18 protein-coding genes are annotated in these 22,450 nt (G+C 67.7%); 8 read left to right on the top strand and 10 right to left on the bottom strand.

Features of this window, described 5'->3' with window-relative positions:
* Window positions 1-11 precede the first annotated feature (11 nt).
* Together NIBR502772_RS22455 and NIBR502772_RS13150 are read right to left on the bottom strand one after the other, a co-directional pair.
* Window positions 12-167, bottom strand: a complete 156-nt coding sequence (locus tag NIBR502772_RS22455; RefSeq protein WP_168223459.1) for a hypothetical protein — start codon at window positions 165-167, stop codon at window positions 12-14.
* A gap of 154 nt (window positions 168-321) precedes the next feature.
* Entirely contained in the window at window positions 322-3,117 is a 2,796-nt protein-coding gene (locus NIBR502772_RS13150; protein ID WP_246848517.1) for an ATP-dependent RNA helicase, read from the bottom strand.
* A 95-nt stretch (window positions 3,118-3,212) separates the two neighbouring features.
* Between NIBR502772_RS13150 and NIBR502772_RS13145 the strand changes: the two genes are divergently transcribed.
* Complete coding sequence (locus NIBR502772_RS13145) at window positions 3,213-3,473, top strand: hypothetical protein (protein ID WP_141140541.1); 261 nt, start codon at window positions 3,213-3,215, stop codon at window positions 3,471-3,473.
* Between the two features lie 48 nt (window positions 3,474-3,521).
* Here the strand turns inward: NIBR502772_RS13145 and NIBR502772_RS13140 are convergent, their stop codons facing one another.
* The 3 genes from NIBR502772_RS13140 to NIBR502772_RS13130 form a co-directional block, all read right to left on the bottom strand.
* A complete protein-coding gene (locus tag NIBR502772_RS13140; protein ID WP_141140540.1) occupies window positions 3,522-5,375 on the bottom strand; it encodes a gamma-glutamyltransferase family protein in 1,854 nt (617 codons plus the stop codon).
* A gap of 97 nt (window positions 5,376-5,472) precedes the next feature.
* Window positions 5,473-6,729 (bottom strand): MFS transporter, encoded by a 1,257-nt coding sequence (locus tag NIBR502772_RS13135; protein ID WP_141140539.1) that lies wholly within the window; start codon window positions 6,727-6,729, stop codon window positions 5,473-5,475.
* Between the two features lie 38 nt (window positions 6,730-6,767).
* The gene (locus NIBR502772_RS13130; RefSeq protein WP_141140538.1) at window positions 6,768-8,927 is read right to left on the bottom strand and encodes an elongation factor G-like protein EF-G2; all 2,160 of its coding nucleotides are present in this window, start codon (window positions 8,925-8,927) and stop codon (window positions 6,768-6,770) included.
* Window positions 8,928-9,090: 163 nt separating this feature from the next.
* Between NIBR502772_RS13130 and NIBR502772_RS13125 the strand changes: the two genes are divergently transcribed.
* Complete coding sequence (locus tag NIBR502772_RS13125) at window positions 9,091-9,669, top strand: hypothetical protein (protein WP_141140537.1); 579 nt, start codon at window positions 9,091-9,093, stop codon at window positions 9,667-9,669.
* 40 nt (window positions 9,670-9,709) lie between these two features.
* Here NIBR502772_RS13125 and NIBR502772_RS13120 read toward each other — a convergent pair whose 3' ends face one another.
* On the bottom strand, window positions 9,710-9,946 hold the full coding sequence (locus tag NIBR502772_RS13120) for a hypothetical protein (protein ID WP_141140536.1): 237 nt from the start codon (window positions 9,944-9,946) through the stop codon (window positions 9,710-9,712).
* Window positions 9,947-10,384: 438 nt separating this feature from the next.
* Between NIBR502772_RS13120 and NIBR502772_RS13115 the strand changes: the two genes are divergently transcribed.
* The gene (locus NIBR502772_RS13115; RefSeq protein ID WP_141140535.1) at window positions 10,385-11,905 is read left to right on the top strand and encodes an HNH endonuclease signature motif containing protein; all 1,521 of its coding nucleotides are present in this window, start codon (window positions 10,385-10,387) and stop codon (window positions 11,903-11,905) included.
* A 23-nt stretch (window positions 11,906-11,928) separates the two neighbouring features.
* Here NIBR502772_RS13115 and NIBR502772_RS13110 read toward each other — a convergent pair whose 3' ends face one another.
* Window positions 11,929-12,864, bottom strand: a complete 936-nt coding sequence (locus tag NIBR502772_RS13110; RefSeq protein WP_210412296.1) for a 5'-3' exonuclease — start codon at window positions 12,862-12,864, stop codon at window positions 11,929-11,931.
* A 372-nt stretch (window positions 12,865-13,236) separates the two neighbouring features.
* On the opposite strand from NIBR502772_RS13110, the gene NIBR502772_RS13105 reads away from it, so the two are divergent.
* Window positions 13,237-14,052 (top strand): alpha/beta fold hydrolase, encoded by an 816-nt coding sequence (locus tag NIBR502772_RS13105; RefSeq protein ID WP_141140533.1) that lies wholly within the window; start codon window positions 13,237-13,239, stop codon window positions 14,050-14,052.
* Window positions 14,053-14,114: 62 nt separating this feature from the next.
* Window positions 14,115-14,699 (top strand): histidine phosphatase family protein, encoded by a 585-nt coding sequence (locus NIBR502772_RS13100; protein WP_141140532.1) that lies wholly within the window; start codon window positions 14,115-14,117, stop codon window positions 14,697-14,699.
* Between the two features lie 5 nt (window positions 14,700-14,704).
* Here the strand turns inward: NIBR502772_RS13100 and NIBR502772_RS22450 are convergent, their stop codons facing one another.
* The gene (locus tag NIBR502772_RS22450; RefSeq protein ID WP_168223546.1) at window positions 14,705-14,881 is read right to left on the bottom strand and encodes a hypothetical protein; all 177 of its coding nucleotides are present in this window, start codon (window positions 14,879-14,881) and stop codon (window positions 14,705-14,707) included.
* Between NIBR502772_RS22450 and NIBR502772_RS13095 the strand changes: the two genes are divergently transcribed.
* The 3 genes from NIBR502772_RS13095 (at window position 14,880) to NIBR502772_RS22800 (ending at window position 17,507) form a co-directional block, all read left to right on the top strand.
* On the top strand, window positions 14,880-15,398 hold the full coding sequence (locus NIBR502772_RS13095) for a dihydrofolate reductase family protein (RefSeq protein ID WP_141142070.1): 519 nt from the start codon (window positions 14,880-14,882) through the stop codon (window positions 15,396-15,398). The genes NIBR502772_RS22450 and NIBR502772_RS13095 overlap by 2 nt on opposite strands.
* Window positions 15,399-15,687: 289 nt before the next feature.
* Entirely contained in the window at window positions 15,688-16,878 is a 1,191-nt protein-coding gene (gene rsgA, locus NIBR502772_RS13090) for a ribosome small subunit-dependent GTPase A (protein WP_141140531.1), read from the top strand.
* Between the two features lie 80 nt (window positions 16,879-16,958).
* Entirely contained in the window at window positions 16,959-17,507 is a 549-nt protein-coding gene (locus NIBR502772_RS22800; RefSeq protein WP_246848516.1) for a VWA domain-containing protein, read from the top strand.
* 138 nt (window positions 17,508-17,645) lie between these two features.
* Here the strand turns inward: NIBR502772_RS22800 and NIBR502772_RS13075 are convergent, their stop codons facing one another.
* Together NIBR502772_RS13075 and NIBR502772_RS13070 are read right to left on the bottom strand one after the other, a co-directional pair.
* Entirely contained in the window at window positions 17,646-19,418 is a 1,773-nt protein-coding gene (locus NIBR502772_RS13075) for a DUF5605 domain-containing protein (RefSeq protein WP_246848515.1), read from the bottom strand.
* A 46-nt stretch (window positions 19,419-19,464) separates the two neighbouring features.
* Window positions 19,465-22,374 carry an alpha-L-rhamnosidase gene (locus NIBR502772_RS13070; RefSeq protein WP_246848514.1) on the bottom strand — a complete coding sequence of 970 codons (2,910 nt, stop codon included), beginning with the start codon at window positions 22,372-22,374 and terminating at the stop codon, window positions 19,465-19,467.
* Window positions 22,375-22,450 lie beyond the last annotated feature (76 nt).

Here is a 22,450-nt window from a genome sequence, read left to right as displayed (position 1 = left end):
GCCCCGACCAGCTACGCAGCGTCCTCGTGCCACCAGCCTTCCCAGGCGGTGGAGGTCAGCAGACCGGTGGGGAAATCGGTCTTACCGATCCCGCCATTGTGCGGGCGGCTGCCCTCTCCGCGGCCGGCGTCAAAGAGGAGGTTCAGGCTACTCAAAAGCAACATCATGTGCGTCCCTTCGTGTGGTGGTCTGGACCACGTTGTCCAAGTAGGAACGAGCCTAACTGCGCCATGTTTCAGCGGGTCGACGTAACGTTTCGGCGACGTATCGGACATCTCACCGGGTGCAACCAACGCAAGAAAGGCCGCCGGCGGTCGTGCGCTACATGCGGGCTTTGGTCCGGGCCGTCGGCAGTGCCGTCCAGGGATCCTCCGGCCAGGGATGCCTGGGGTAGCGGCCGCGCATCTCGGCCCGCACCTGCGCGTACGGCCCGGACCAGAACGATGCCAGGTCGTCCGTCACGGCAAGCGGCCGCCGCGCAGGCGACAGCAGGTGGAAGAGGACAGGAACCCTGCCGTCCACCAGCCGTGGGGTCTCAGCCCAGCCAAAGCACTCCTGCAGCTTGACCGCGACAACCGGCCGGCCGCCGTCGTCCGCGCGTGCCTGCCGCGGTGCTTCCTGCCCGGGTCCTGCCTGGTCCGCCGCGGCACCATCTGACCCGGCACCGCCTGGCGCCGCTCTGTCCGACACCTCGGGGTAGTCGATCCGCACCATCGATCCGCTGGGTACTTTCAGTGCCTCCGGTGCCAGCTCCGCCAGGCGGACCGCCTCCGGCCAGGGCAGCAGCCGCCGCAGGGGGTCGGTGAGGTCAATGCTGTTGGTGGCGGCGCCGCCCGCCAGTTTCTCGAGCTCCGGTCCCAGCCAGGAATCCAGCCGGGCCAGCAGGGCCGGTTCGGAAACGTCGGGCCACGGCTCGCCCAGTTCGCGGCGCAGCAAGGCGAGGCGGCGGCGCAAGGTGTCGGCCGCCGTCGACCATCCGATGGTTCCCAGCCCCTCTTTGGCGAGGGCACGGGCCACGGCGGCACGGCCTTCCTCGGCGGAGGGGCGGACGGGCGTGGAGGACAGGCTGATGGCACCCAGCCGGCGTTCCCGCCTGGCCTTCACCCGGCCCTGGCTGAACTGCGCTTCCACGGCGTCGGTCAGGAGGTGCCCGGCGGCGGCCTCGGCGGTTCCGGCGCTCAGCGGCGCGGCGGACCGGATGACCGCGCCGGTACCGGCTGCGTCCCGGCCGGCGGCGCGTGAAACTTCCGCCACGGCCAGCCACCCATGCCCGGTGAGCGGACTGCCCGCCGGCAACCCCGCACGCGTGCCGGACGACAGCAGGTACCGCGCCGGGCCATCGCCCGGGACGCGCCGGGCCACGCGGTCCGGGAACGCCAGCGCGACGACGACGCCCACCGCCTCCGCGGCCGTCACCGGCGCGGACCTCACCAGGGACGCAATGGCGGATTGTCCGATGGCGGTGCCTTCAGTCCGCGCAATGCCCTCCAGCCGGCGGACGTCCTCTGCCCAGCGCCTGGCGGCGGGGTCCTTTCCGGCGCGCAGGCCGGACAGGAGCCGGGTGAGGTCGGCCCCCGGGGCCCGCTGGTCCCCGGCTACGAGCGCCACCGCTTCCGCTGCGGCGCGGTGACCTACGGCGGCTGCGCCGTCGAGCAGTGCGCGGGCCAGCCGCGGATCGGCCGGGACCCGTACCAGCGTCCGACCCAGTGCGGTGGCGTGCCCGTCCCGCCCCACGGCTCCGAGTTCGCGCAGCACTTCAATAGCCTCGCCCATGGCTGCTGCGGGAGGCGGATCCGGAAGCGCCAGCCCGGCGCCGCCCGGTGATCCCCAGCAGGCCAGGACCAGCGCAGCACCGGTCAGGTCCGCGACGGCGATTTCCGGCGTCACGTGTGCCGGCGCGGCACCATAGGTCCTCTGGTCGTAGCACCGGACCACCCGGCCCGGGCCCTGCCGTGCGGCCCGGCCGGCCCGCTGTTCGGCTGATGCCCGGGAGCAGGAAACAGTGACCAGCCCGGACATCCCGCGGCTGGCATCACGGCGGGGTTCGCGGGTCAGCCCGGAATCGATGACGAGGCGCACTCCAGGGACGGTCAGGGATGACTCGGCCAGGTCCGTGGACACGATGATCCGTGCCGGGCCGCCCGGCGGGCGCCCCGAAACTGCCTGGTCCTGTTCGGCCGGGCTCACCTGGCCGTGGAGCTCCAGCACGTCGGTTCCGGGGGCAGCCCGGCCGCGGAGGCGGGCCGCTACATAGGAGACCTCCCAGGCTCCCGGGACAAAGACCAGCGCATCGGTGCCAGCGTCCTGCCCCACCGCCGCAGTATGGGCCTGCGCGGCTGTATCGGCCACGTGGTCCAGGAACGCGCGTGTGACCCCACGGTCATCCAGCCGCGCCACGGCGGCCGGTACCCACTCCACTGCCAGGGAGTACAGCGCTGAGGGGCAGTCGACGACGGGAGCCGGCCCGCCGTCGTCGTCCGCGGTCCTCGCCTGTCCTGTCCCTGCATTCGCGGCTGCGCCCCCGATCAGGGCGGCGAAGCGGGGCGCGTCCAGGGTGGCGGACATGGCCACCAGCGTGAGGTCGCCGCGGAGCTGCCGAACTTCGGCGAGCATCCCCAGCAGCAGGTCGGTTTCGAGGCCGCGTTCGTGGACCTCGTCCAGGATGACCGCGCCAGTGCTTTCCAGGCCGGGATCATCGAGCAGGCGCCGCAGCAGGATGCCTGGTGTGACAAACTCCACCAGCGTGGCGGGCCCGGCCTGGCGTTCACCGCGGACGGTGTACCCCACGCGGTCTCCGATCCGGCTGCCGTCCAATGAGGCCAGTCGCCGGGCGGCGGCACGCGCTGCGACCCGCCGCGGCTGGGTGACCACCACCCGCTTGGCCATTCCTGCAGGTGCGGCAAGGTTGGCGAGCAGCGGCGGGACAAGCGTTGTTTTGCCGGTGCCGGGTGGCGCCTGCACCACAGCCGTACCCGCGGCACCGCCGGCGCGCAGCACAGAGGACAACTCGGCCAGCGATTCGGCGAAGGCCAGACCGGTGCCGATGACCGCCAGATCAAAGGTGCTGGCACCAGAGGTGCCAGCAGGGACGGCGGCGGGGTCGGTGGGCGATGTCACCCGTCCATTGTCGCCGCTAACCGGCGCCGCCGTCAGCGCAGGTGCGGTGGGATGGGTCAGACTGGAGGTCGTCGACCACGAAAGCAGGACTTCCCTTGATCAACCTCCAGCAGGACTCCGAAGGCTTCATCCGCATGAAGAGGCACTTTCCCGCCACTGCCACCGTGACCGTCACGTTCAGCGACGGCTCCCAGGAGCCATTCTCCGGCCGCCGGCTCAACGAGCTCTACGACGACGCCCTCGCGGTGTTCCGCGCCCAGAACCAGCTTGACGCCAAGGGTTTTTCCCGTGGTCCGCAGAAAAAGGTGCAGACCACTATCGAGTTTGTCCCCGTCCGGCCCGGGATGGGGCAGTAACCCGGGCCACCGCGCCAGGCGGCTCCAGGGCCAGCGGACCACGTATGCTCACCGCGCCGGCTGGACCACCATCGCCGAACCGCCACCGCGCCGCAGGGGCTCGGCAACCGCGGTCATGCTCTTGCCAGGCCCAAACTCGATGGCTGTCGCGGCGCCGATCTCCGCAGCCGATGTGAAAGCGTCCCCTGCGGGCACCAACTTGTGACCGTATGGTGCCAGGGCGTCTCCATAGGCCTTGATGAAGTCCGGCTCTGCCGTGACGTTGGGGGTGTTGCGCTGGGACGCACGCGGGGCCGCCAGCGAGTCCAAAATACTCATATCCAGGTCCACCCTGTTCAGGATGGTCTGCAGCACCGTGGTGATGATGGTCGATCCGCCGGGGGAACCGAGCGCCAGGAACGGCTTCTCGTCCTTAAGGATGATGGTGGGCGACATCGAGGACCGTGGGCGCTTGCCCGGCTCGATCCGGTTCGGGTCCTCCGGATTGGTCGACGTATAGGAGAAGTCGGTGAGCTCGTTGTTGAGCAGGAACCCGCGGCCGGGCACCACGATGCCGGAACCGCCGGTCTGTTCGATGGTGAGGGTGTACTCCACAACGTTCCCCCACTTGTCAGCGACCGTGAGGTTGGTGGTTGAGATGTTTTCGGTGTCCTTCTCGTTTGCGGCCGCTGCAGGCGAAACCGTGCACGCACCGTCGTACGATGCCACGTCCCCGGCAGGTACCGGCTTGATTGCCGCCGTCGCGGGGTCAATGGCGCACGCCCGCTCCTTGCCAAACACCGGGTCAGTGAGGGCTCCGGTGGGGACGTGAACAAATGCCGGGTCCCCGAGGTACTTGGCGCGGTCTGCGAAGGCGAGCGCACTGGCTTCGAGGTAGTGGTGCAACGCAGCTGGTTTTGCCGTGGGCGACAAGTCAAACGGTTCCAGGATGTTCAGCGCCTCGCCGACTGTTGTTCCACCGCTGCTGGACGGCGCCATGCCGTAGACGTCGTAGCCGCGGTACTCCACATGCGTGGGCTCCTGGTCCAGCGTCCTGTAAGCGGCGAGATCCGCCGTCGTCAGGTGTCCCGGAAGGGCTGGAATGCTGGTGGGCGGTTCCGTCACCGGAGGCACCCAGGCGGGGTCTTTCGGCGGAGCCTGGACCGTTGCCGCGATCTCCGTGGCGAGCTGTCCGCCGTAGAAGGCATCCGTTCCCTCCTTCGCGAGGAGCCGGTACGTCGTGGCGAGGTCCTTGCTGTGGAAAATACTGCCGACGGCGGGAGCGTCACCGCCGGGCAGGAAGAGACTCGCCGTGGCGGGGAAGGCCGAGAACCGTACTTTGTTGTCGAGCGTCTGCTGGCGGAATGTTTCGTCCACCACGAAGCCGCGGTTGGCCACCCTGATGGCAGGTTCGAGGGCCTCGTCAAGGTCCAGCGTGCCCCAACGCTCCAACGCCCGTTCCCACGTCGCCGGCGTTCCGGGGACGCCCACGGAGACGCCGCTCGAGACGAGCTCTGCGAACGTGTATACGACGCCGGTGGCCGGATTCACGAACGCAGTGGTCGGCATCGTTGCCGGAGCCGTTTCCCGGCCATCGATGGTGCCCACTTTGCCGGACTTCGCGTCGTAGAACACGAAGTATCCGCCTCCGCCGACGCCGGCGCTGTACGGCTCGGTCACACCCAGGGTCGCGGCCGCGGCGACGGCGGCATCCGCCGCATTGCCGCCGTCGCGCAGGACCTCGATAGCCGCAGCGGACGCCTCCGGGTCAACGGTGCTCACCGCCCCGCCGTAACCTGTAGCCACCGGTGTCTTATCGGTCGCGCGGGGATCTGCGAACGCGGGACTGGTCACCGCCCCACCCGTCACGCTCAAGGCCAGAACAGCCGTTACGGCAGCTAATTGACGTCGCACACTAGGCATGATCTCTCCCAAGTCGGGGTGTTGCGCAGGGTGGGTTTGCGCCACGATACTCTGCCCTGTTGGGACTCTCAAGGCTTTTTTCGCCGGGGCCACGGCTTCAGGCCGGTGTGCCGGCTTCGGTGGTGGCTGTGTCGGCCGGCGAGCGCCGCCGCCGGCTCGCCAGCAGGAACGGCACGGCGAACAGCTCGATCACACCGCTGATGGCCAGCGAAAGGGGGTAGCCGTATAGGTCCGCTGCCCGGCCCATCAGCGGCTGCACGACAATTCCGCCGCTGGATCCCATGAGTGAATCGAAGCTGAGCACCGTTGCCCGCTGCTTTGAAGCAATCATGTCGTTCAGATAGGCCTGCCGCACCGGGGTGCCCGCCGCTGAGATCAGGGCCCACAGCACCAGCAGCAGCAACGCCACCCAGAACACACGCGTAACGCCGAGGGCCACCAGGATCAAGGCGCCCATGCTGCTGCTCGCTACCAGGACCGTGGTGCGTTTGCGGACCAGGCGCCGGACCATGGGCGCCAGCCAGCCGCCCACCACCTGGGCCCCAGCCACAATGCCCGCGGCGAGGCCGGCGACAGAGTAGGCGCGCGGGTCACCGAAAAGCTCCAGCAGGTAGGGCTGCAGGGCATAGAAAACATAGATCCCGACGCCGGCGCTGAAAGGCGCTGCGAGCATGATGTACCGTACGGGCGGGTTTTTCAGGCCGTTGTCGATGGAGGCGGACAGCACGTCCCGGCTCGCCTTGAGCGGATGGGGAGAACGTTCCGGAGTGAAGCCCACATCGCGCATCAGCCAAAAGGCCACCCCGAACATCGCCAGGAGCACTCCAACGCGCAACAGGAACGGTACGCCGAGGTCGGTGGCCTGGGCAATCACGCCGCCGGCCGTCGAACCGACGAGCATCGCGATGCCAGAGACCATCAATCCCCGCCCGAACACTGCCTCCAACTCGCCGTCGTAGCCGGAGAAACGCAACGCATCCACCAACCAGGCCTCCACGGCCCCGGAGAAGAACGTGAAGCCCAGGCCCAGAAGGACCGACACCACTGCCCAGGCCCAGAAGGGAGCGGACAACTGCCAGAGCAGGTAGTACAGGTAGGTGGAGGCAGCCAGGGTCACCGTGCCGAGCAGGAATGAGACCCGGCGTCCCCAACCGTCCGCGATGACCCCGGTAGGTACTTCGAACAGGACCATGCCGGCCGTGAAAAAGGCGTTGGCCGCGAATGCTTCCAGGTTGCTCAGCCCGGCATCCAACAGAAAGAGCGTATTGATGCCCCAGATGAAGGAGGCCGCAAGGGTGTTGCCCAGCGTCAGGGTGAGGTAAATGCGCTGGATCTTCCGCGCGGCGGCGTTCATGACGATCCGTTCATGACGATCCGTTCATGACGATCCGTTCATGAGCCGCTGGGCACCGGGTCATGCCGGAGGTACCGGCGCCGGAACCGGCCGGTCCCGGCAGTCAGCGCCCGCAGCTCCACAGCGTACTTCAGCAGTTCCTGGTCCGGGACTTCCGCGCTGATTTCGGTCAGCTCACTGCCGGAGGTGGCCGTGCCGGTGAGCCGTCCGCGGCGTGCTGAGAGATCACTCATCACGGCCCCCACGTGCGCCTCGGACACGGTGATGCTGACCGCGGAAACCGGCTCGAGCAGCTGGATACGACCGGCCGCGGCGGCCTCCCGGAGCGCCAGGGCCCCCGCCGCCTGGAAGGCGGCGTCGGAAGAGTCAACGCTGTGGGCCTTGCCGCCCACCAGCGTGACGCGGAGGTCCACCACGGGGAACCCGGCAGCCAGCCCTTTCTGCATCTGCGCACGCACCCCTTTCTCCACGGAGGAGATGAACGTTCCGGGGATCACCCCGCCCACCGTTTTGTCGACGAATTCGAACCCGCCGCCACGGTCCAGCGGCTCCACGTCGATGTCGCAGACGGCGTACTGCCCGTGGCCGCCGGACTGTTTGACGTGCCGACCGTGGCCCGTTGCCGGGGCGGCGAACGTTTCCCGCAATGGCGTCACTACGTCAATGGTGTGCAGCTTCACGCCCTGGTCGCGCAGCCTGTCCAGCACCACCTCGGCATGGGCCTCCCCCATGCACCAGAGGATCAGCTGGTGTGTTTCCGCGTTCCGCTCAACCCGCAGCGTGGGATCGCCGGCGGCCACCTTCGCCAGGCTCCGGGCCAGCGCGTCCTCGTCACTGCGCGAGTCCGCCTCGACGGCCACCGGCATCAGCGGCTCCGGCATCTCCCAGGTAGCCAGCAGGAGCGGCTGGTCTTTCGCGGAAATGGTGTCCCCGGTTTCGGCGCTTCCCAGTTTCGCCACCGCGCAGATGTCACCGGCCACGCAGTGTGCAACGGGACGCAGGTTGGGGCCCAGCGGAGAGTACAGGTGCGTAACGCGCTCGTCGGTGTCGTGGTCCTGATGGCCGCGGTCCGCGAGCCCGTGCCCGCCGACGTGCACCGGAGTGTCAGCACGCAAAGTACCTGAAAATACACGCGTCAGGCAGACCCTCCCCAGGAACGGATCAATGGTGGTGCGGACCACCTCAGCCGCCAGCGGCCCGTCCGGGTCACAGGCCAAGGCCGCCGCTGGAGCGCCCGCCAGGTCAGTCACCCCAGGAAGGCCGCCCTCCACCGGCGACGGGAAGCCCCGGGTCAGGACTTCCAGCAGTTCGGCCGTGCCGAGGCCGGTGACAGCCGAGGCCGGCAGTACCGGGAAAAAGGAACCGCGGGCGACGGCGGTTTCCAGGTCCGCGATGAGGACATCGGTATCGATGTCCTCACCACCCAGATAGCGGTCCATCAGGGTCTCGTCCTCGCTCTCGGCGATGATCCCTTCGATGAGCCGGCCCCGGGCGGCTTCCGACGCCGCGCGCTCGCCGGCGTCAACGCCCCGGGAACCGGCGGCCGGCTCCCCGGCGGAATAGTCAGAGACTGTGCCCGTCAGCAGTCCCAGCAGTCCGCTGGTTTCGCCGCCGGACCTGACCGGGACGTACAACGGCAGCACCGCGTCGCCGAACGCCTGCTGGCAGGCGGCCAGGACGCCGTCGTAATCTGCCCGAGGGTGGTCCAGGCGGGTGATGACCACGGCCCGCGGCATCCCGAGGCTTTCGCATTCGCCCCAGAGCGCCGTAGTGGTGGCGTCGATGCCGTCAACGGCGGAGACAACAAAGAGGGCGGCGTCCGCAGCCCGGAGCCCCGCCCTAAGTTCGCCGATAAAGTCCGGATATCCCGGAGTATCCAGCAGGTTCACCTTGGTCCCGTCGACGAGCAGCGGAACCAGGGACAGCGTGACCGACCGTTGCTGTCGCACTGCCGAAGGGTCAGAATCGCTGACGGTGGTGCCCTCCGCGATGGAGCCTTTGCGTGAAATCATGCCGCGGGCGGCCAGCATTGCTTCGATCAGCAGGGTCTTCCCGGCTCCCGAATGCCCCACGAGCGCCACGTTGCGCACCTGTTCCGGATCTGTTGCCGCGATGCCGTGCGGCGCATCGGCCCGGCGCACCTCCGGCCCTCCCCGCCCCGGTGTCCGTGCTGCGTCCTTTGCGGCTTTCACTGACATGGGAACCTCCTGGCGTCTTTGCCATGCACCGGGCCGAATCGTGTTTCTCTGATTCGACACCCTGGCGGGCGCAAGGGCAAGAGCACGCGCCGGGACGACGTGGCCGCGGCGGAGGATAATGGCAGCCAGAGCCCAAGAGTCCGTGCCACTGTGAGGGGGTCCCATGCAGCCGGTTCCGCGCATCACAGTGGAGGTTCCCGTCCTCACGGTTGGTGCGGGCCCGTCCGACTACGAGGCGCTGGCCAGTTATGTCAATGCCCTGCGCAGGCCGCAGGGGCTGCACCTGACGCTGCTGCATATCGGCATCCTGGCGGATTTTGCGCAGGACGTCGCGGACTGGACCAGGGGGATGACCTCGGCCGGTGAAGCCGCACGACGCACGGCGGGCTGGCTGCAGGGCCTGCCCGTTCTCGACGGGTTTGCGGGCACCTCGGAACAACTGATCGTGCTGGGCGGCGGCGGCATCTCCGGGCTCGAAGTGGATGTGCCCGATCGCGTACACGACTACCAGGTGTCCCTCGTGCAGGGCCTGCATGATCTCCTGGACCGGCTGCTCGTGGACAATGTGGACGACTTCATCCTCAGCTCCCCGGCACTGGGCTACCGGTACCCGCACTGGGTGCCCCATGTCGCCGTCGGCCGTCCCCTGTCGCGGGATCACCGGCCGCGGACGATCGCCCCGCTGGACGTCGTTTTTGGCCCGTCGCGGATCAGGAACGGCCGGTTCCTCACGGCTGACTGAGCTCTTTGCGCCTTACTCAATTGCCCCGGGCGTTGTCGGCTCAGCCCTGAATGAGGGCGGGGCGGTCCAGGACGAGTTTGGTGGTGTGCTCCGCATACGCCGTGGGGGCGTCGTCGAAGTGTGCCAGATGGCTGGTGACCTTCTCTGCCGGGAAGTTATTGGTGTGGACCCAGTCCAGGAGTTCGGGCAGGACAGCGCGGGGATGCGAGACGCCCAAATGCAGCGTGATGTCGTTGGCGTACATATGCATCAGCGGAACCCCGGTGTTCGTGCCCACGTAGTAACCCACGGCCGTGCAGATCCCGCCGGGCGCGGTGGCGCGGATGGCGTTGCGGATCCCGCCGGTGCTGCTGGAGGCCTCAACGACGACGTCGTACCCCGCTCCGGGGACGGAGCCCTTTTGGATCGCGGGTGCGAGGCGGCCCCGAGGGACTCAGCGACCTCCAGCCGCCGCTGGCTCGTGTCCACCTAATCGACCACCGAAGCGCAAGCTTGCCGGTACTGAGGAAATTCAGTTCACGCCTGAGCGGCCCGTTCTGTGGTTCCGTGGCGAAACGTAGTGGCCCCTGGCGGCGCCTTCAGCCCGGGACGCCACCCACGATACGGGCGGCGACGGCGTCGGCGAATTCGCTGGTGCCAGACGAGCCGCCCATGTCCTTTCTCGAATGGGCCCGCAGGGACTTTAAATGTCAGACCCTCGCAAGATGATGTGAGTATGAAAGAGAGCACGGCAGTGGAGGCGTTGGAGGCCATCAAGGCCTCTGTCGCTGCGCTTGCTGCGGTGATTCCTGGCGCGGGCCCTACCGGTCAAGATGATCCGGATCCGCTGCGGCAGCAGTCTGACCGCTGGCTGGACACCCTCGCGGGGGCTGCCCGGCTGCAGGCTGCCACGGCTGCCCTGGTGGTCCACGCCGCAGCCGGGTTCGCCAACACGACCCGGACGATGGCCTCCCCGAATGCGCTTCCGCAGGGCCGCATCGCTCAGGAGATGGCGGTAGTCGCTGAGGTCGCGTGCGTCCTGGCGGTCAGCGAGCGGACGGCCGGTGCGCTCCTGTCCGAGGCCCACGAACTGACCACCACCCTGCCGTTGACGCTGGCCGCCCTGCAAGACGGGAACATTTCGTGGCAGCATGCCCGGGCCATGGTCGACGAAACCGCCAGCCTGAACCCGGCTGGCGCCGCCGCCCTGGAAGCCCACTTCCTGGACCCGGACGCACCCAACCCGGCACAATGCTGTCCCGCGGGGGAACTCGTTCCGTCCAGGTTCCGGCACAAAGCCCGGACCTGGCGCGAACGCCACCACCCGGACAGCATCGAAAAACGCCACACCAAAAGCGCCCTGGATCGCCGGCTGGAGTTCGCCCCGGACCGGGACGGCATGGCCTGGCTGAGCGCGTACCTCCCCGCGGACCAGGCGGCCGGGATCTGGGACCGCACCACCACGGCGGCCCGCGCCCTCCAAGGACCCCATGAGGACCGGAACCTGAGCCAAATCCGCGCCGACGTGGCCGCCGGGTGGCTCCTTGGCGGCACTGCGGAGCACGTGCCGTCACCGTCGGCGCAGGTTCTGGTGACTGTGCCGGTGTTCGCCCTGATGGGCCTCACCGACGAACCCGCCATGCTCGACGGATATGGGCCGATCCCGACGTCGATGGCCAGCCGGCTGATGGCCGAAAGTTCCTCGTCGTTCCACCGTGTCTTGACTGATCCCCGCGACGGGGCGCCGCTGGAGATCGGACGGACCAGCTACCGCATCCCCGTCAGCATGCGGCAATGGCTCCGTCTGCGGGACGGGAAATGCCCGTTCCCCGGCTGCAGCAACCAGTCTCTGGACAATGAGGCCGACCACCTCCTCGCCTGGGCCGACGGCGGCACCACCGGCATCAGTAACCTGGGCCAGCCATGCCGCAGGCACCACAGGCTGAAACACGCCACAGCTTGGACACCCGCCGGGGCGAGCGCCGGCAAGCCTCCCGGCTGGATCTCCCCCACCGGCCGCCAGTACGCCAGGGAACAGCAGGACTGGGAACCACCCGATTGGCCACCCGAAATCCTGAACCAACGATGGCACCGGGAAGTTGGTCCTGCCCTGCCCGAAGACATCCGGCCCGAAGACATCTTGCCCGGCGAAGCGCCTAAGGAGCTGCGCCCGGTAGATCCCTTCCTGGAGTGGAGCTGGCAACAGGCGCCGGTCGACGAGCCATGGCCGGAGTGGAGCATCCCCCAAACGGTCTAGCTGGGCCTATGCAGCAATCACCGCTACTGCCGGTCAAGCGCGTCGAGCAGCCGTTTGACCGAGCCTCCAAGGTTCCATTCGACGGCGAGACGCTCCAGCTCGGCGCGCGATTCGCCGTCGACGGGGTGCAGCTGTGCTCCCGCATCCTCGAGGGTGGGAAGCGGGAGGTCGCGCACGATTTTTACAACCGTTGGCGCGACCGTGAGGTAGTCGGCGGCCGCGGCCAGCTTTGACCGAACCGAGGCGGATACCCTGCCTCCCCCGTCGGCGGCTGCAGCGAGCAAGTTCTCCAGTGTGCCGTACTCGCCAAGGAGCGAAGCAGCGGTCTTCTCGCCGATGCCGGCAACGCCTGGCAGCCCGTCGGAGGCGTCGCCGCGAAGGGTCGCGTAATCGGCATACTGTTCGGGCAGCACGCGGTACTTCCCGACGACGACGGCGTCCGTCACGACTTCGAGGTTCCTCATCCCCCTCGCGGTGTAGATCACCCGGACCTGACGGTCATCGTTGACGGTCTGGAAAAGATCACGGTCGCCGGTGACCACATCCACGGGGAGGTCTGCGTGGCTGGCATAAGTACCGACGACGTCGTCGGCCTCGTGTTCCGCGACCCCCACGATGGCGATGCCGGCGAGTTCGAGCACGCGGCGGATCATCGGAAGCTGCGCCTCGAGCGCGTCCGGGACGACCTCGACGTCGGGGGCATTCGACACAAGTTCGGCAACCCGGTGCGACTTGTAGGTCGGGATGAGGTCCACGCGCCACTGCGGACGCCAGTCGTCGTCCCAGCAGGCAATCAGATGCGTTGCCCCGTAATCCGTGGTGAGGCGGGCGATCATGTCCATCAGGCCGCGAACCGCGTTCACAGGCGTTCCGTCAGCACGGCGGATCGTGTCCGGCAAGCCATAAAAGGCGCGAAAGTACAGTGACGCAGTATCAAGCAGCATCAGGCGGTGTGGCATACCTGATCCTGACACGGAAGCAGCTGCCGGGCTATGAGAATTTACCGGCGACAGAACGCTCCCATGGGGTTACGATGCCTCTATCGGTTCAAGCAGCGGGCCAACCTTCTGTGTTTGTGAGGTTTCCCCGTGGCCGAAGATGCACCCGTAAAGGAAGATGCACCCGTAAAGACTGCGCCCCGAGTGCCCATGAAGCAGGCTTCGGACCCGCACCCGCCGCCACGTCATCACGACGACGAACGGAACGGCCCCGCCGCAGCGGCTGACCGGGATGCTGCTCCCAACCCCTATGGCTTCGACCGAGAGCACTGGCCGGGCCCGTAAGCCCGGGTGGTGGTCCTGCGATGAGCGCGCGAACTCCAGGCTGACGACATGCCCCACGTCACCGTCAATGGTGTTGATCTCTACTACGAAGAGAGCGGCCAAGGGACACCAATACTGGGCGTGCACGGAACACCCAGTTCGGCTGTGATGTGGGCGGACGCCGCAACCGAACTCGCCCGGCATGGCCGCTGCATCATCTACGACCGCAGGGGTTTCCACCGCAGTGCCCCGCCGCGGCCGTTCGCGACCTTGGACCTCGTGGATCATGTCGACGACGCAGCCGCAGTCCTGGCGGCGCTCCGTGCCGGGCCGGCAATCGTGATCGGCCGCAGCACAGGCGGCCTGATCGCCATCGAACTTTCCCGCCGTTTCCCGGACAAAGTCAAAGCGCTGGTCCTATTGGAACCGGCGTTGTTCACCATCGCTCCGGATGCAGACGCCTGGGCCCGCGGCCTGCGCCGCCGTGTGCTTGAGCGCACGGACGCTCAGCCCGGGCTTGCCGCCGAGATTGTGATCCGGGAAGCCCTGGGGGATGCGACGTGGGAGTCGCTTCCCGCAGGGCTCAAACAGATGTTTGCCGATACGAGCCACGCTGTCCTGGCCGAAATCAACGGCCACGGCCTGGATCTCAGCGACGATGCTCTGGAACTGAACGAGGAGCAACTCGCCGGGATCCGCCGGCCCACCCTGATTGTCTCCGCCGAGGACTCCCCCGAGGCCTGCCGGTCCGTGAACGCCAGGTTGTCGGGTGCACTGCCCTTAACCCATACGGTGCTGGTCCCGGGCGGGCACCTTATTAATCCTGCCCATCCGGCTGTCGTGGACTTCATCGACCGGAACGCCGGACCGGACTCTTGGGCCTAGAAAGATTGCCTTGATCCCGGCGGCTGCCCGGACCGTCCCCGCCGTCGGGGAGAATAGACAGCATGACCCTTACGACCTTCGCCCTGATCCGCCATGGCCAGACAGACTGGAATGCGCAGCGTCGGCTCCAGGGAGCCACCGATATTCCGCTGAACGACGTCGGCCGTGGGCAGGCGCGTGACGCCGTCGACGTCCTGTCAGAGTACGAGTGGGATGCGATCGTGTCCTCGCCGCTTAGCCGTGCCGCGGAAACCGCCAGCGTGATTGCGGACGGGCTGGGGCTGAGCGTTACGCGGCACATTCCGGCGCTGGCCGAACGCAGCTTCGGACCGGCAGAGGGGTTGCAGGCCGGCCCCGAGCTGGAGGCCCTGCGCATACCCGGTGGTTACCGCGGCGCCGAAAGCGAGGAAGACGCGGCCGCGCGCGGGTTGGGTGCACTGGAAGCGCTGGCCGAAGAATTCCCCGCCCGCCGCGTCCTTGTGGTCGCCCACGGCACACTCCTCCGGGTGAGCCTTAACCGGGCTATTGGCCGCACATTGCACAGGATCGACAACGCGGTGCTGAACCTTGCCCATTACCATGCCACCGAGGGCTGGCACCTCGAATACTTCAACGGCGAGCGCGTAGTGGCTGCAGCCCAGGGCTGATAAACCTAGGCGTCCGCCGTAACCTCGAACGTTTGGATGGTCCTGCGCTCCAGCCGCGGAATGAGCTGTGCAGCCCCGATCCGCTCGATGTGTTCAGAGTTGCCGGCCGGCGCCGCGGTGGTCTTGACCGTGACATCGGCGCTGGATAGCGTCGCGACTATGGGCACCATCTTTGGGGGCATGGCGGTCAGCCTCGATGGCTACATCCGTTCAGAGAGCGGGGACCTGTCATGGCTGAACGATGCCATGGCCAAGAATGAAGATTACGGATTCGAGGCAACTGAGCGCAGAACCGGGGCCTATGTCATGGGTGCCAATACCTACCGGGAAATGGCGGCAATGGGCAGTCGGGGCTCCGCGGTTCCCACGTATGTCCTCTCCCACCATGAAACTCTGGCCGCGGGACGGAACACGCACCTGTACTCCGGAAATTTGCGCGATCTTGTCGTCCGGATAAAGTCCGCCATCCCTGCGGAGAAGGACATTTGCGTGTTCGGCGGCGGTCAGCTCATCACTGAATTCATCGAGTTGGGTCTGCTGGACGAACTGGGCGTCGCCATCGTGCCGGTCATCCTCGGCGGCGGAGTGCCCTTCTTCGGCAGGATGAGCGAATGGAAAAAGCTTGCGCTCCGGGAGTGCCGCTCCTTTCCGTCCGGCATCGTGCTGCTGAACTACCAACTGACCGGCCCCACCGGCTAACGGGAACCGGCGCAGCCGAACCAAGCGGAAGCTGCCCTATTCAACACAACCCCGGCCAGCTACACTCAGAGCCGAGAGTCCGTGACAGCATCCGGACATCTGGAGAGAAACGGAGGTGGTTTTGATGACTGCTACAGCCACGCGCCCAGTGCGCCCCGCACGCATCAAACCCATCACCACCGTCTCCAGCATCCGCACGGCGTAAGAGCCCAACACACCAACGGACAGGCCTAACGGCCGCAGGGCTGCGCTGATTCCGGAGTCTGGAGACCTCTCCCGAGGACTCACCTTGAACAATTCCTCAGGCACCAGCCTGGACAGCTACTCCCCATCAACCTCCGACTCGATCCCTGGGCCCGAAGGGCCCACAACGTATGGCTACTCCCCCGCCGTCGCCGGCTATTTTGACGCCCACCAAACCCAACACCGGACCCACCACCCAGCGAACCAACACAGCGAGCGCGGACGGGTGGTGCGCCTGGACCGCAACCTCGTGCTCACAGCCGTTGGCGGCGAACTACTCCACCTGCCGTACCCGCTCGACGCCGGCGTTCCGGTCACCGGCGACTGGGTCTGGATCGGGCCCAACCGCGCGGGCGGCCGCCAGATCACCGGGATCCTCCCCCGCCGGTCTGAGCTCAGCCGGAAGCGCGCCTTTGAAGATTCCTCGGAGGCCCAGGTACTGGCCGCCAACATGGATGTGGTGGGTGTAGTGGTCCCGGTGGACCGGCCGCTCACGCACAACCGCCTCGAACGCACACTCGTGGCAGCCTGGGATTCCGGGGCGGTTCCGCTCGTGATCATCACCAAAGCCGACCTTGCGGACATAGCGGACGACGTCGTCGGGAAGGTCATCCTGCAGGCGGCGGGCGTGGACGTGGTCACCACGTCAGCCGAGAACGGCGACGGGATCGATGCGCTGCTGGAGCACCTGCCGCCACACGGCACGCTGGTCCTCCTCGGCCCGTCGGGCGCCGGCAAGTCCACCCTCATCAACGCGCTGGCGGGACGCGAGGTCCAGCACACCCGCGAGGTCCGCTCCGGCGACTTCAAAGGCAAGCACACCACCACGTCCCGGGAACTCGTGCCGCTGCCTAACGGAGCCGTCCTCATGGACACTCCGGGCGTCCGGGGATTCGGCCTGTTCGACGCCGATGAAGGCCTAGGCGAGATGTTCGGGGACGTGGAGGAACTCGCCGGCCTGTGCCGGTTCTCCAACTGCGCCCACCAGCAGGAGCCCGGCTGCGCCGTGCAGGCGGCGTTGGTGGACGGGACACTGGACGAACGCCGCTGGCTCAGCTACGGCAAACTCCAGCGCGAACTCGCCGCCCTGGCCCGCCGCACAGATGCCGCCGCCCGCCGGGCCTACCAGCGCGAGTGGCACCAAAGGGTGGTGGTGGCAGGGAAATCGCAGCGTTCCGCAGAGCGTGACAGTTCCGAGCGGCGGGAGGAGCAACGGTCCAAACGCAAGCGGCGCTGAGCCGACGGTTCAAGGCCACAGAGCCTTGTCATTGCCATAGAGACGGGGCATGGCCTTGGGCTCGTCGGACAATTGTGATCTTGCACCGGGCGCTCGCCGCCGTCGCGGGGCCTGACCGGATCCATGGCTCAGTGGCTGGCCGGGACACCAGGCTGCTCCTGGACGCGGGCCTGGTTGACGGCAACGACGTAGCGGCCAGGCTCAGCCGGCGGCTGTCAATCGCGGCGCCTGCGCGGGAAAGCCGCCGCCTGGCTGGATGGCCTGCTCTCCGGCGACGCAACGCTGCTGTGGTCGACCTGACGGACAAGCTGGACCATACGGTTGATGTGCTGTTTGGTGTGCAACTCGGTGGCGGCACGGACATCAACCGTGCCCTGGCATACTGCCAGGACCAGATCGCCCGGCCCGCCGAGACCATCCTGGTGCTCATCAACGACCTCTACGAAGGCGGCATTGCCGAGGAGATGCTACGGCGCGCGGCCACGATCGTGGGGTCGGGGACGACCATGATCGCGCTTCTGGCCTTAAGCAACAGCGGCCAACCGTCATTCGACTCAGACCATGCGCTGCCCTGGCCGGAATCGGCGTCCTGGCCTTCGCCTGCACGCCGGACCTGTTCCCGGATTTGATGGCCGCGGCCATTGAACGGCGGGATGTGGGCGAGTGGGCCGCCTCCCAGGATATTCCGACGAGCCACTGATCCAGCGGATAGTCAGCTTGCGTCGGATTCCCGAGAGGGTCTAGTTCCGTTCCTTTGGGAACCTCGATCAGCTGACGGCGCGGATCCTGACGGCGATGAACTGGCGGCCCGGAAGCTCCACCCGGAACCTTCCGTCCACGGTGCCGGGAAGGGTGCCCACCGTCATGTTCCAGGTGTCGATGATGTCCACCTGGTACTTTCGCCCGGCGGGCATCACGAAGTTCCGGTAGGTGGGCTGGTTGAAGCCGAAGTAGCTGAGTTCGTACTCGTGCCGGATGCCCGCGGTGGGTACGTCCCAAGTGCTGGGCAGTGGGTCAAGGAACCCGCCGGGGGTCTCCTCCTGGATGCGCCGCAGGAAGGCGATGCGCTCGGGGCTGCTGCCGTGAAACTCCCCGCCCTTGGCCCACCACAAGACGTCCTGTTCATGCATGTATGTTTCGCCATGGCCCACATAGCCGCCGCGGATGGCACCTTCCCAGAACCGCCGGGTCATTTCCTCGCCGGTGATGTTTCCCCAGCCCTGGTCGATGTTGCCCTCGTAGGCGCACTCGTCGATGACCACCGGCTTCTGCCAGCGGTCCCGCCACTCCCCTGTGAACTCGGCGGTCTTGTGCACGTCCTGGCGCTGGATGCTGCTGTGCGTGATCCACGGCCGGCTGTAGTCGTAGAAGTCGTGGCAGTTGTGGATGGAGAGCAGGTGGCCGCTGGGGTCGTTGGCCTGGACGATGCCCGCGAAGCGCTCCCAGTCCTCGGTGGTCTTGCGGAACAGCAGGTCGTATTCGTTGGCCAGGGACCACCAGATGTTCCGGTGCCACGCCAGCCGGGCCACCACGTACTTGAGGTAGCGGTCATCCTGGCCCGGGCTCATGGTGGAGAAGCCCCAGCGGTCGTAGGCGTGGAAGAGGATGAGGTCCGCTTCGATGCCGAGTTCGTCCAGCTGGCTGATGCGCTGTTCGAGGTGGCGGTAGAACGCCGGGTTGGGCCGCTCGTAGTCGAAGCCGCCCGCCAGGGAGCCCTCGAACGGGTACAGGTCCGGTTCGTTCTCGTTGAACAGGTACGACTTGGGAAAGACGCACATCCGCATCTTGTTGAACGGGCCTGCGGCGAGCGTGTCCAGAGTCTGCTTTTCCAGGGCGTCGCCCTGGTGGGTCCAGGCGTAGGCCGTGGTGCCGACCGGCAGGTAGGGGGTGCCGTCGTCGTACGCGAAATGGAACGTGTTGGCCACCCGAACCACGCCCCTGGCACCGGCTGCGGCGTCCGCTGCAGTGAACGAGCCGGTGACGCCGTCCAGCGAGCGGGCGTTGCTGGACGTGCTGAAGGTCCAGCCCCCTGCTTCCGGGACCAGGAGCCTGACCCTGTACATCCCGTCGCCGTCGTAGAAGCCGGGGACGCTGAGCACCTTGCCGGAGGGGGCAGTGAACACGGCCCGGAGTTCGACGTCGGTGAACGGGTTGCCGTGCGAGGGCCCGGCGAAGGTGATTTCGAAACGTTCCCGCGCTGCCGCCGTCGTGGGCAGGGCAACGGCGGCACTGCCTTGCTCCACGGTTTCCGGCTCGTAGCCGACGGCCGGGGCGGGACCGTCGACGGCGGCCGCCGCGGTGCGCTGGGCCACGGCGTCCTCCGGCTCCAGCTCGCTGATCAGGCGGAGGATCTCCGCCACCTCTTCAGGTTTCCCTTGCAGGGCGTCCTCGGTGCCCAGGATCATGCCCACCTCGTGGAAGAAGAGGGTGTGCAGCAGGGGGTTGTCGGCCAGCGTGGGGACGTGCTGGCTCAGGATGCGGTTGCCTTCGGCGTGCCGCATCACAAAATACAGGGGGCTTTCAGCGGTGAAAGTTGTCATCGGGGCCTTCTTGATTTCGGGACTCGGGAGTTCTGGACTTCGGAGTTCAGGAGTTTGCGGGGGTTCGGGCGGAGCGGCCGTCGCTGAGGGCAGCCAGTGCGGCTGCGATGTCCGCTTTGACCGCGGGCTGGGTGAAGAGCAAGCTCTGGTCAAGGGTGGTCTGCCGGTACCAGACGGTGTCCTTTCGGAACGCGGCAGCCCCGGCCGGATCATGCGCATCGATGGCCTGCCATACTGCGGCGTAGGCTGCGGGATCGTCCATGATGTCCGCCAGTGGGGAGTGCAGCGAGACGGCGCCGGGTTCCGCTGCCGGCTCGGCGTCGGGAACGTCCCAGCTGTGCCGGCCTGACCCCACAACAAACTCCGCGGAGCGGTCAGGGAGCGAGACCAATGCGGTGGTGCCGGGCGGCACGGTGGCGTCCACCAGGATCCGGTCCCCGGCACGCCGCCAGGCGACCCGGGCCAGTCCGTAGGGCGTCTCGTGCGACGTCGAAGCGTGCGTCAGGCTGTTCAGCGGGCGGGGCGCGATGCGCAGTTTCCGGTACCCGGGCGCGGCCAGTGCCAGGCCGGCCACGGTGCGGTGCATCCAGTCGGCGATGGCGCCCAGCGCGTAGTGATTAAAGGACGTCATTTCGCCGGGGTTGACGCTGCCGTCCTCCAGGATGGAGTCCCAGCGTTCCCAGATGGTGGTGGCGCCCTGCGTCACCGGGTACAGCCAGGAGGGGCATTCGGTCTGGGTCAGCAGCCGCTCGGCGGCGTCCAGGTGTCCTGTGACGGTCAGGGCGTCGGCAATCAGGGGCGTTCCGACGAATCCGGTGGCGATCCGGTAGCCGCCCAGGCGCGCGAGCTCGGCGAGCCTGTCACCGAGCGCCTGACGCTGGGACGGGTCGGTGCTGATGCCGAACATCAGAACCAGGGAGTAGGCGGTCTGGGCGTCCGAAACCATCCTGCCGGCAGGCGTGACGTACTCGGCCAGGAATGCCTGCCGAGTCTCCTCGGCGAGCGTCGCGTAGGTGCCGTGATCGGCGTCGTTCCCCAGTACGGCGGCCGCCTGGGCCACCAGGTCCAGGGACCGGAACAGGTAGGCGCTGGCCACGATGTCGCCGTGGGTGCGGGCAGCACCTGGCTTGTCCGGCGGCGCGGCGGGGTCGAGCCAGTCGCCCAGCTGCATCTGTCCCTGCCATAGCCCGGAGCTGTCCCGGACCTTCAGCAGCGCATCGGCCCAGTCCCGCATGCTGGTGTACTGCCGGCGGAGCAGGCCGGTGTCCCCGAAGCGTTCGAACAGCACCCACGGGACCACCGTCGCGGCGTCGCCCCATGCAGCCACCGGCGATTCGAGCATGCCCAGCACCGACGGCACGATGATGGGGACCACGCCCTCGCGATGGCCCTGCTCGAGCGCGAGGTCCTGCAGCCAGGACCCGAGGAAGCCCAGCGAGTCGTACAGGTAGCTGGCGGTGGGGCTGAAGACCTGGATGTCCCCGGTCCAGCCGAGCCGCTCATCACGCTGCGGGCAGTCGGTGGGCAGGGCCAGGAAGTTGCCGCGCATCCCCCAGAGGGCGTTTTCGTGCAGCCGGTTCAACAGCGGATCGGAACACTCGAACCAGCCCGTGCGGCGCATGTCGTTGTGGATCACGACGGCGGTGATCGCCGCCGGGTCCAGGTCGCCGGGCCAGTTGTCCACCTGGGCGTAGCGGAAGCCGTGGAACGTGAACCGCGGTTCCCACACTTCCGCGCCGTCTGCTCCTTCGCCGTTTTCGGCAACACCGGCGCCGGCAAGCGTGTAGGTATCGGTGGCGGCCGCCTGGCGCAGCGGGCGGAGTGACAATTCGCCGTCTTCAAGTACTTCGGCATGCCGGAGGATGATGGTGCGGCCGGCCTCGCCGGTCACGCGGATCCGGAGGCGGCCCACCAGGTTCTGGCCGAAGTCCAGCACCGTGGCGCCGGAGGGCGTGGTCAGGACTTCCCTGACGGGCAGTTCCTCGATGCGGCGTACGGGCGGGGCGATGGCCGGCGTGGCCTCAGCCCAGTCCCCTTCCGTGAGCGGCGCGGGGAGCCAGTGGGCGTCGTCGAAGCCGGGTTCGGACCAGCCCGCTTCGGCGCGGCGGGCGTCGAAGGCTTCGCCGGCGTAGATGCCGCTGGAGACCAGCGGACCGGCGGTGGTGGAGCGCCAGTCAGGTCCGCTGGCCACGGTTTCCCGTGTGCCGTCTGTGTATTCAAGTTGCAGCTCCACCTTCACGGCAGGCTGCTCACCGTAGACGGGCTTGGCGAAGCCGTGGAAGCCGTACTTTTCGGTAAACCAGCCGCCGGCCAGCCAGATGCCAATGGCGTTGGGGCCTGGCGTCAGGAGTGCGGTGACATCCGTTGTCTCGTGGTTGAGCCGGTCCGCGTACGCCGTCCAGCCCGGCTTGAGGACATGGTCATCCACCTCCGTGCCGTTGATTTCGGCCTGGTAGACGCCGTGTGCGGTGGCGAAGAGGGTCGCTTTGGCGAGGCCCTCCCCCACTGTGAATTCGTACCGCAGCTGGCCGGGCTGGCCCAATGGCGGTTCCTCCCCCGCCGGGGACGGCAGGCCGATGGCTTCGGCCTGCCAGGGACCGTCAACGAAACCGCCCACCAATGCCAGAGGCGCGCTCCAGTCCGTCGTGCCGCCGTCGTTCCCGGTGACCCGGACTTCCACCTGCACGCAGTCCCCGGCGGCGATGGACCCGAAAGGCCACTCCACGAGGACCGAGTCCGGGCCGTCCTGCACCACGGACTCCACTGCGCCGCCGCGGGTGATCCGCAGCTCGGCCTGCGACTGCTGCCAGCCGATGCTGTCCGTGGCGGTGACCCAGCTGAGCCGGGGCCGCGGCTCAGCCACGAACGGGGTGTCAGCCCGGTACTCCGCCGTCAACCGGCTGACGGCGGCCTGCTGGCGGATGGCTGACTGCGGTGTCAGGGACGTGGATGTCACGAAGAAGGCCTTTCGGGAAAGAGGTGGATGAAGGCTGGGCAGGCCGCGGTGAGCCAGCCTGCACGCGGTCCTTGCT

This window comes from Pseudarthrobacter sp. NIBRBAC000502772 (genome assembly GCF_006517235.1).
In the GTDB taxonomy this organism is placed as follows: domain Bacteria; phylum Actinomycetota; class Actinomycetes; order Actinomycetales; family Micrococcaceae; genus Arthrobacter.
Note: the sequence above shows the minus strand (reverse complement) of the source record. Positions and strands in the feature narration are given on the sequence as shown.

Coding starts and splice junctions, on each gene's coding strand:
- NIBR502772_RS22455 (WP_168223459.1), bottom strand. CDS start 167: ATGATGTTGCTTTTGAGTAGCCTGAACCTCCTCTTTGACGCCGGCCGC.
- NIBR502772_RS13140 (WP_141140540.1), bottom strand. CDS start 5,375: ATGCCTAGTGTGCGACGTCAATTAGCTGCCGTAACGGCTGTTCTGGCC.
- NIBR502772_RS13135 (WP_141140539.1), bottom strand. CDS start 6,729: ATGAACGCCGCCGCGCGGAAGATCCAGCGCATTTACCTCACCCTGACG.
- NIBR502772_RS13130 (WP_141140538.1), bottom strand. CDS start 8,927: ATGTCAGTGAAAGCCGCAAAGGACGCAGCACGGACACCGGGGCGGGGA.
- NIBR502772_RS13125 (WP_141140537.1), top strand. CDS start 9,091: ATGCAGCCGGTTCCGCGCATCACAGTGGAGGTTCCCGTCCTCACGGTT.
- NIBR502772_RS13115 (WP_141140535.1), top strand. CDS start 10,385: ATGAAAGAGAGCACGGCAGTGGAGGCGTTGGAGGCCATCAAGGCCTCT.
- NIBR502772_RS13110 (WP_210412296.1), bottom strand. CDS start 12,864: ATGCCACACCGCCTGATGCTGCTTGATACTGCGTCACTGTACTTTCGC.
- NIBR502772_RS13105 (WP_141140533.1), top strand. CDS start 13,237: ATGCCCCACGTCACCGTCAATGGTGTTGATCTCTACTACGAAGAGAGC.
- NIBR502772_RS13100 (WP_141140532.1), top strand. CDS start 14,115: ATGACCCTTACGACCTTCGCCCTGATCCGCCATGGCCAGACAGACTGG.
- NIBR502772_RS13095 (WP_141142070.1), top strand. CDS start 14,880: ATGGCGGTCAGCCTCGATGGCTACATCCGTTCAGAGAGCGGGGACCTG.
- NIBR502772_RS22450 (WP_168223546.1), bottom strand. CDS start 14,881: ATGCCCCCAAAGATGGTGCCCATAGTCGCGACGCTATCCAGCGCCGAT.
- NIBR502772_RS13075 (WP_246848515.1), bottom strand. CDS start 19,418: ATGACAACTTTCACCGCTGAAAGCCCCCTGTATTTTGTGATGCGGCAC.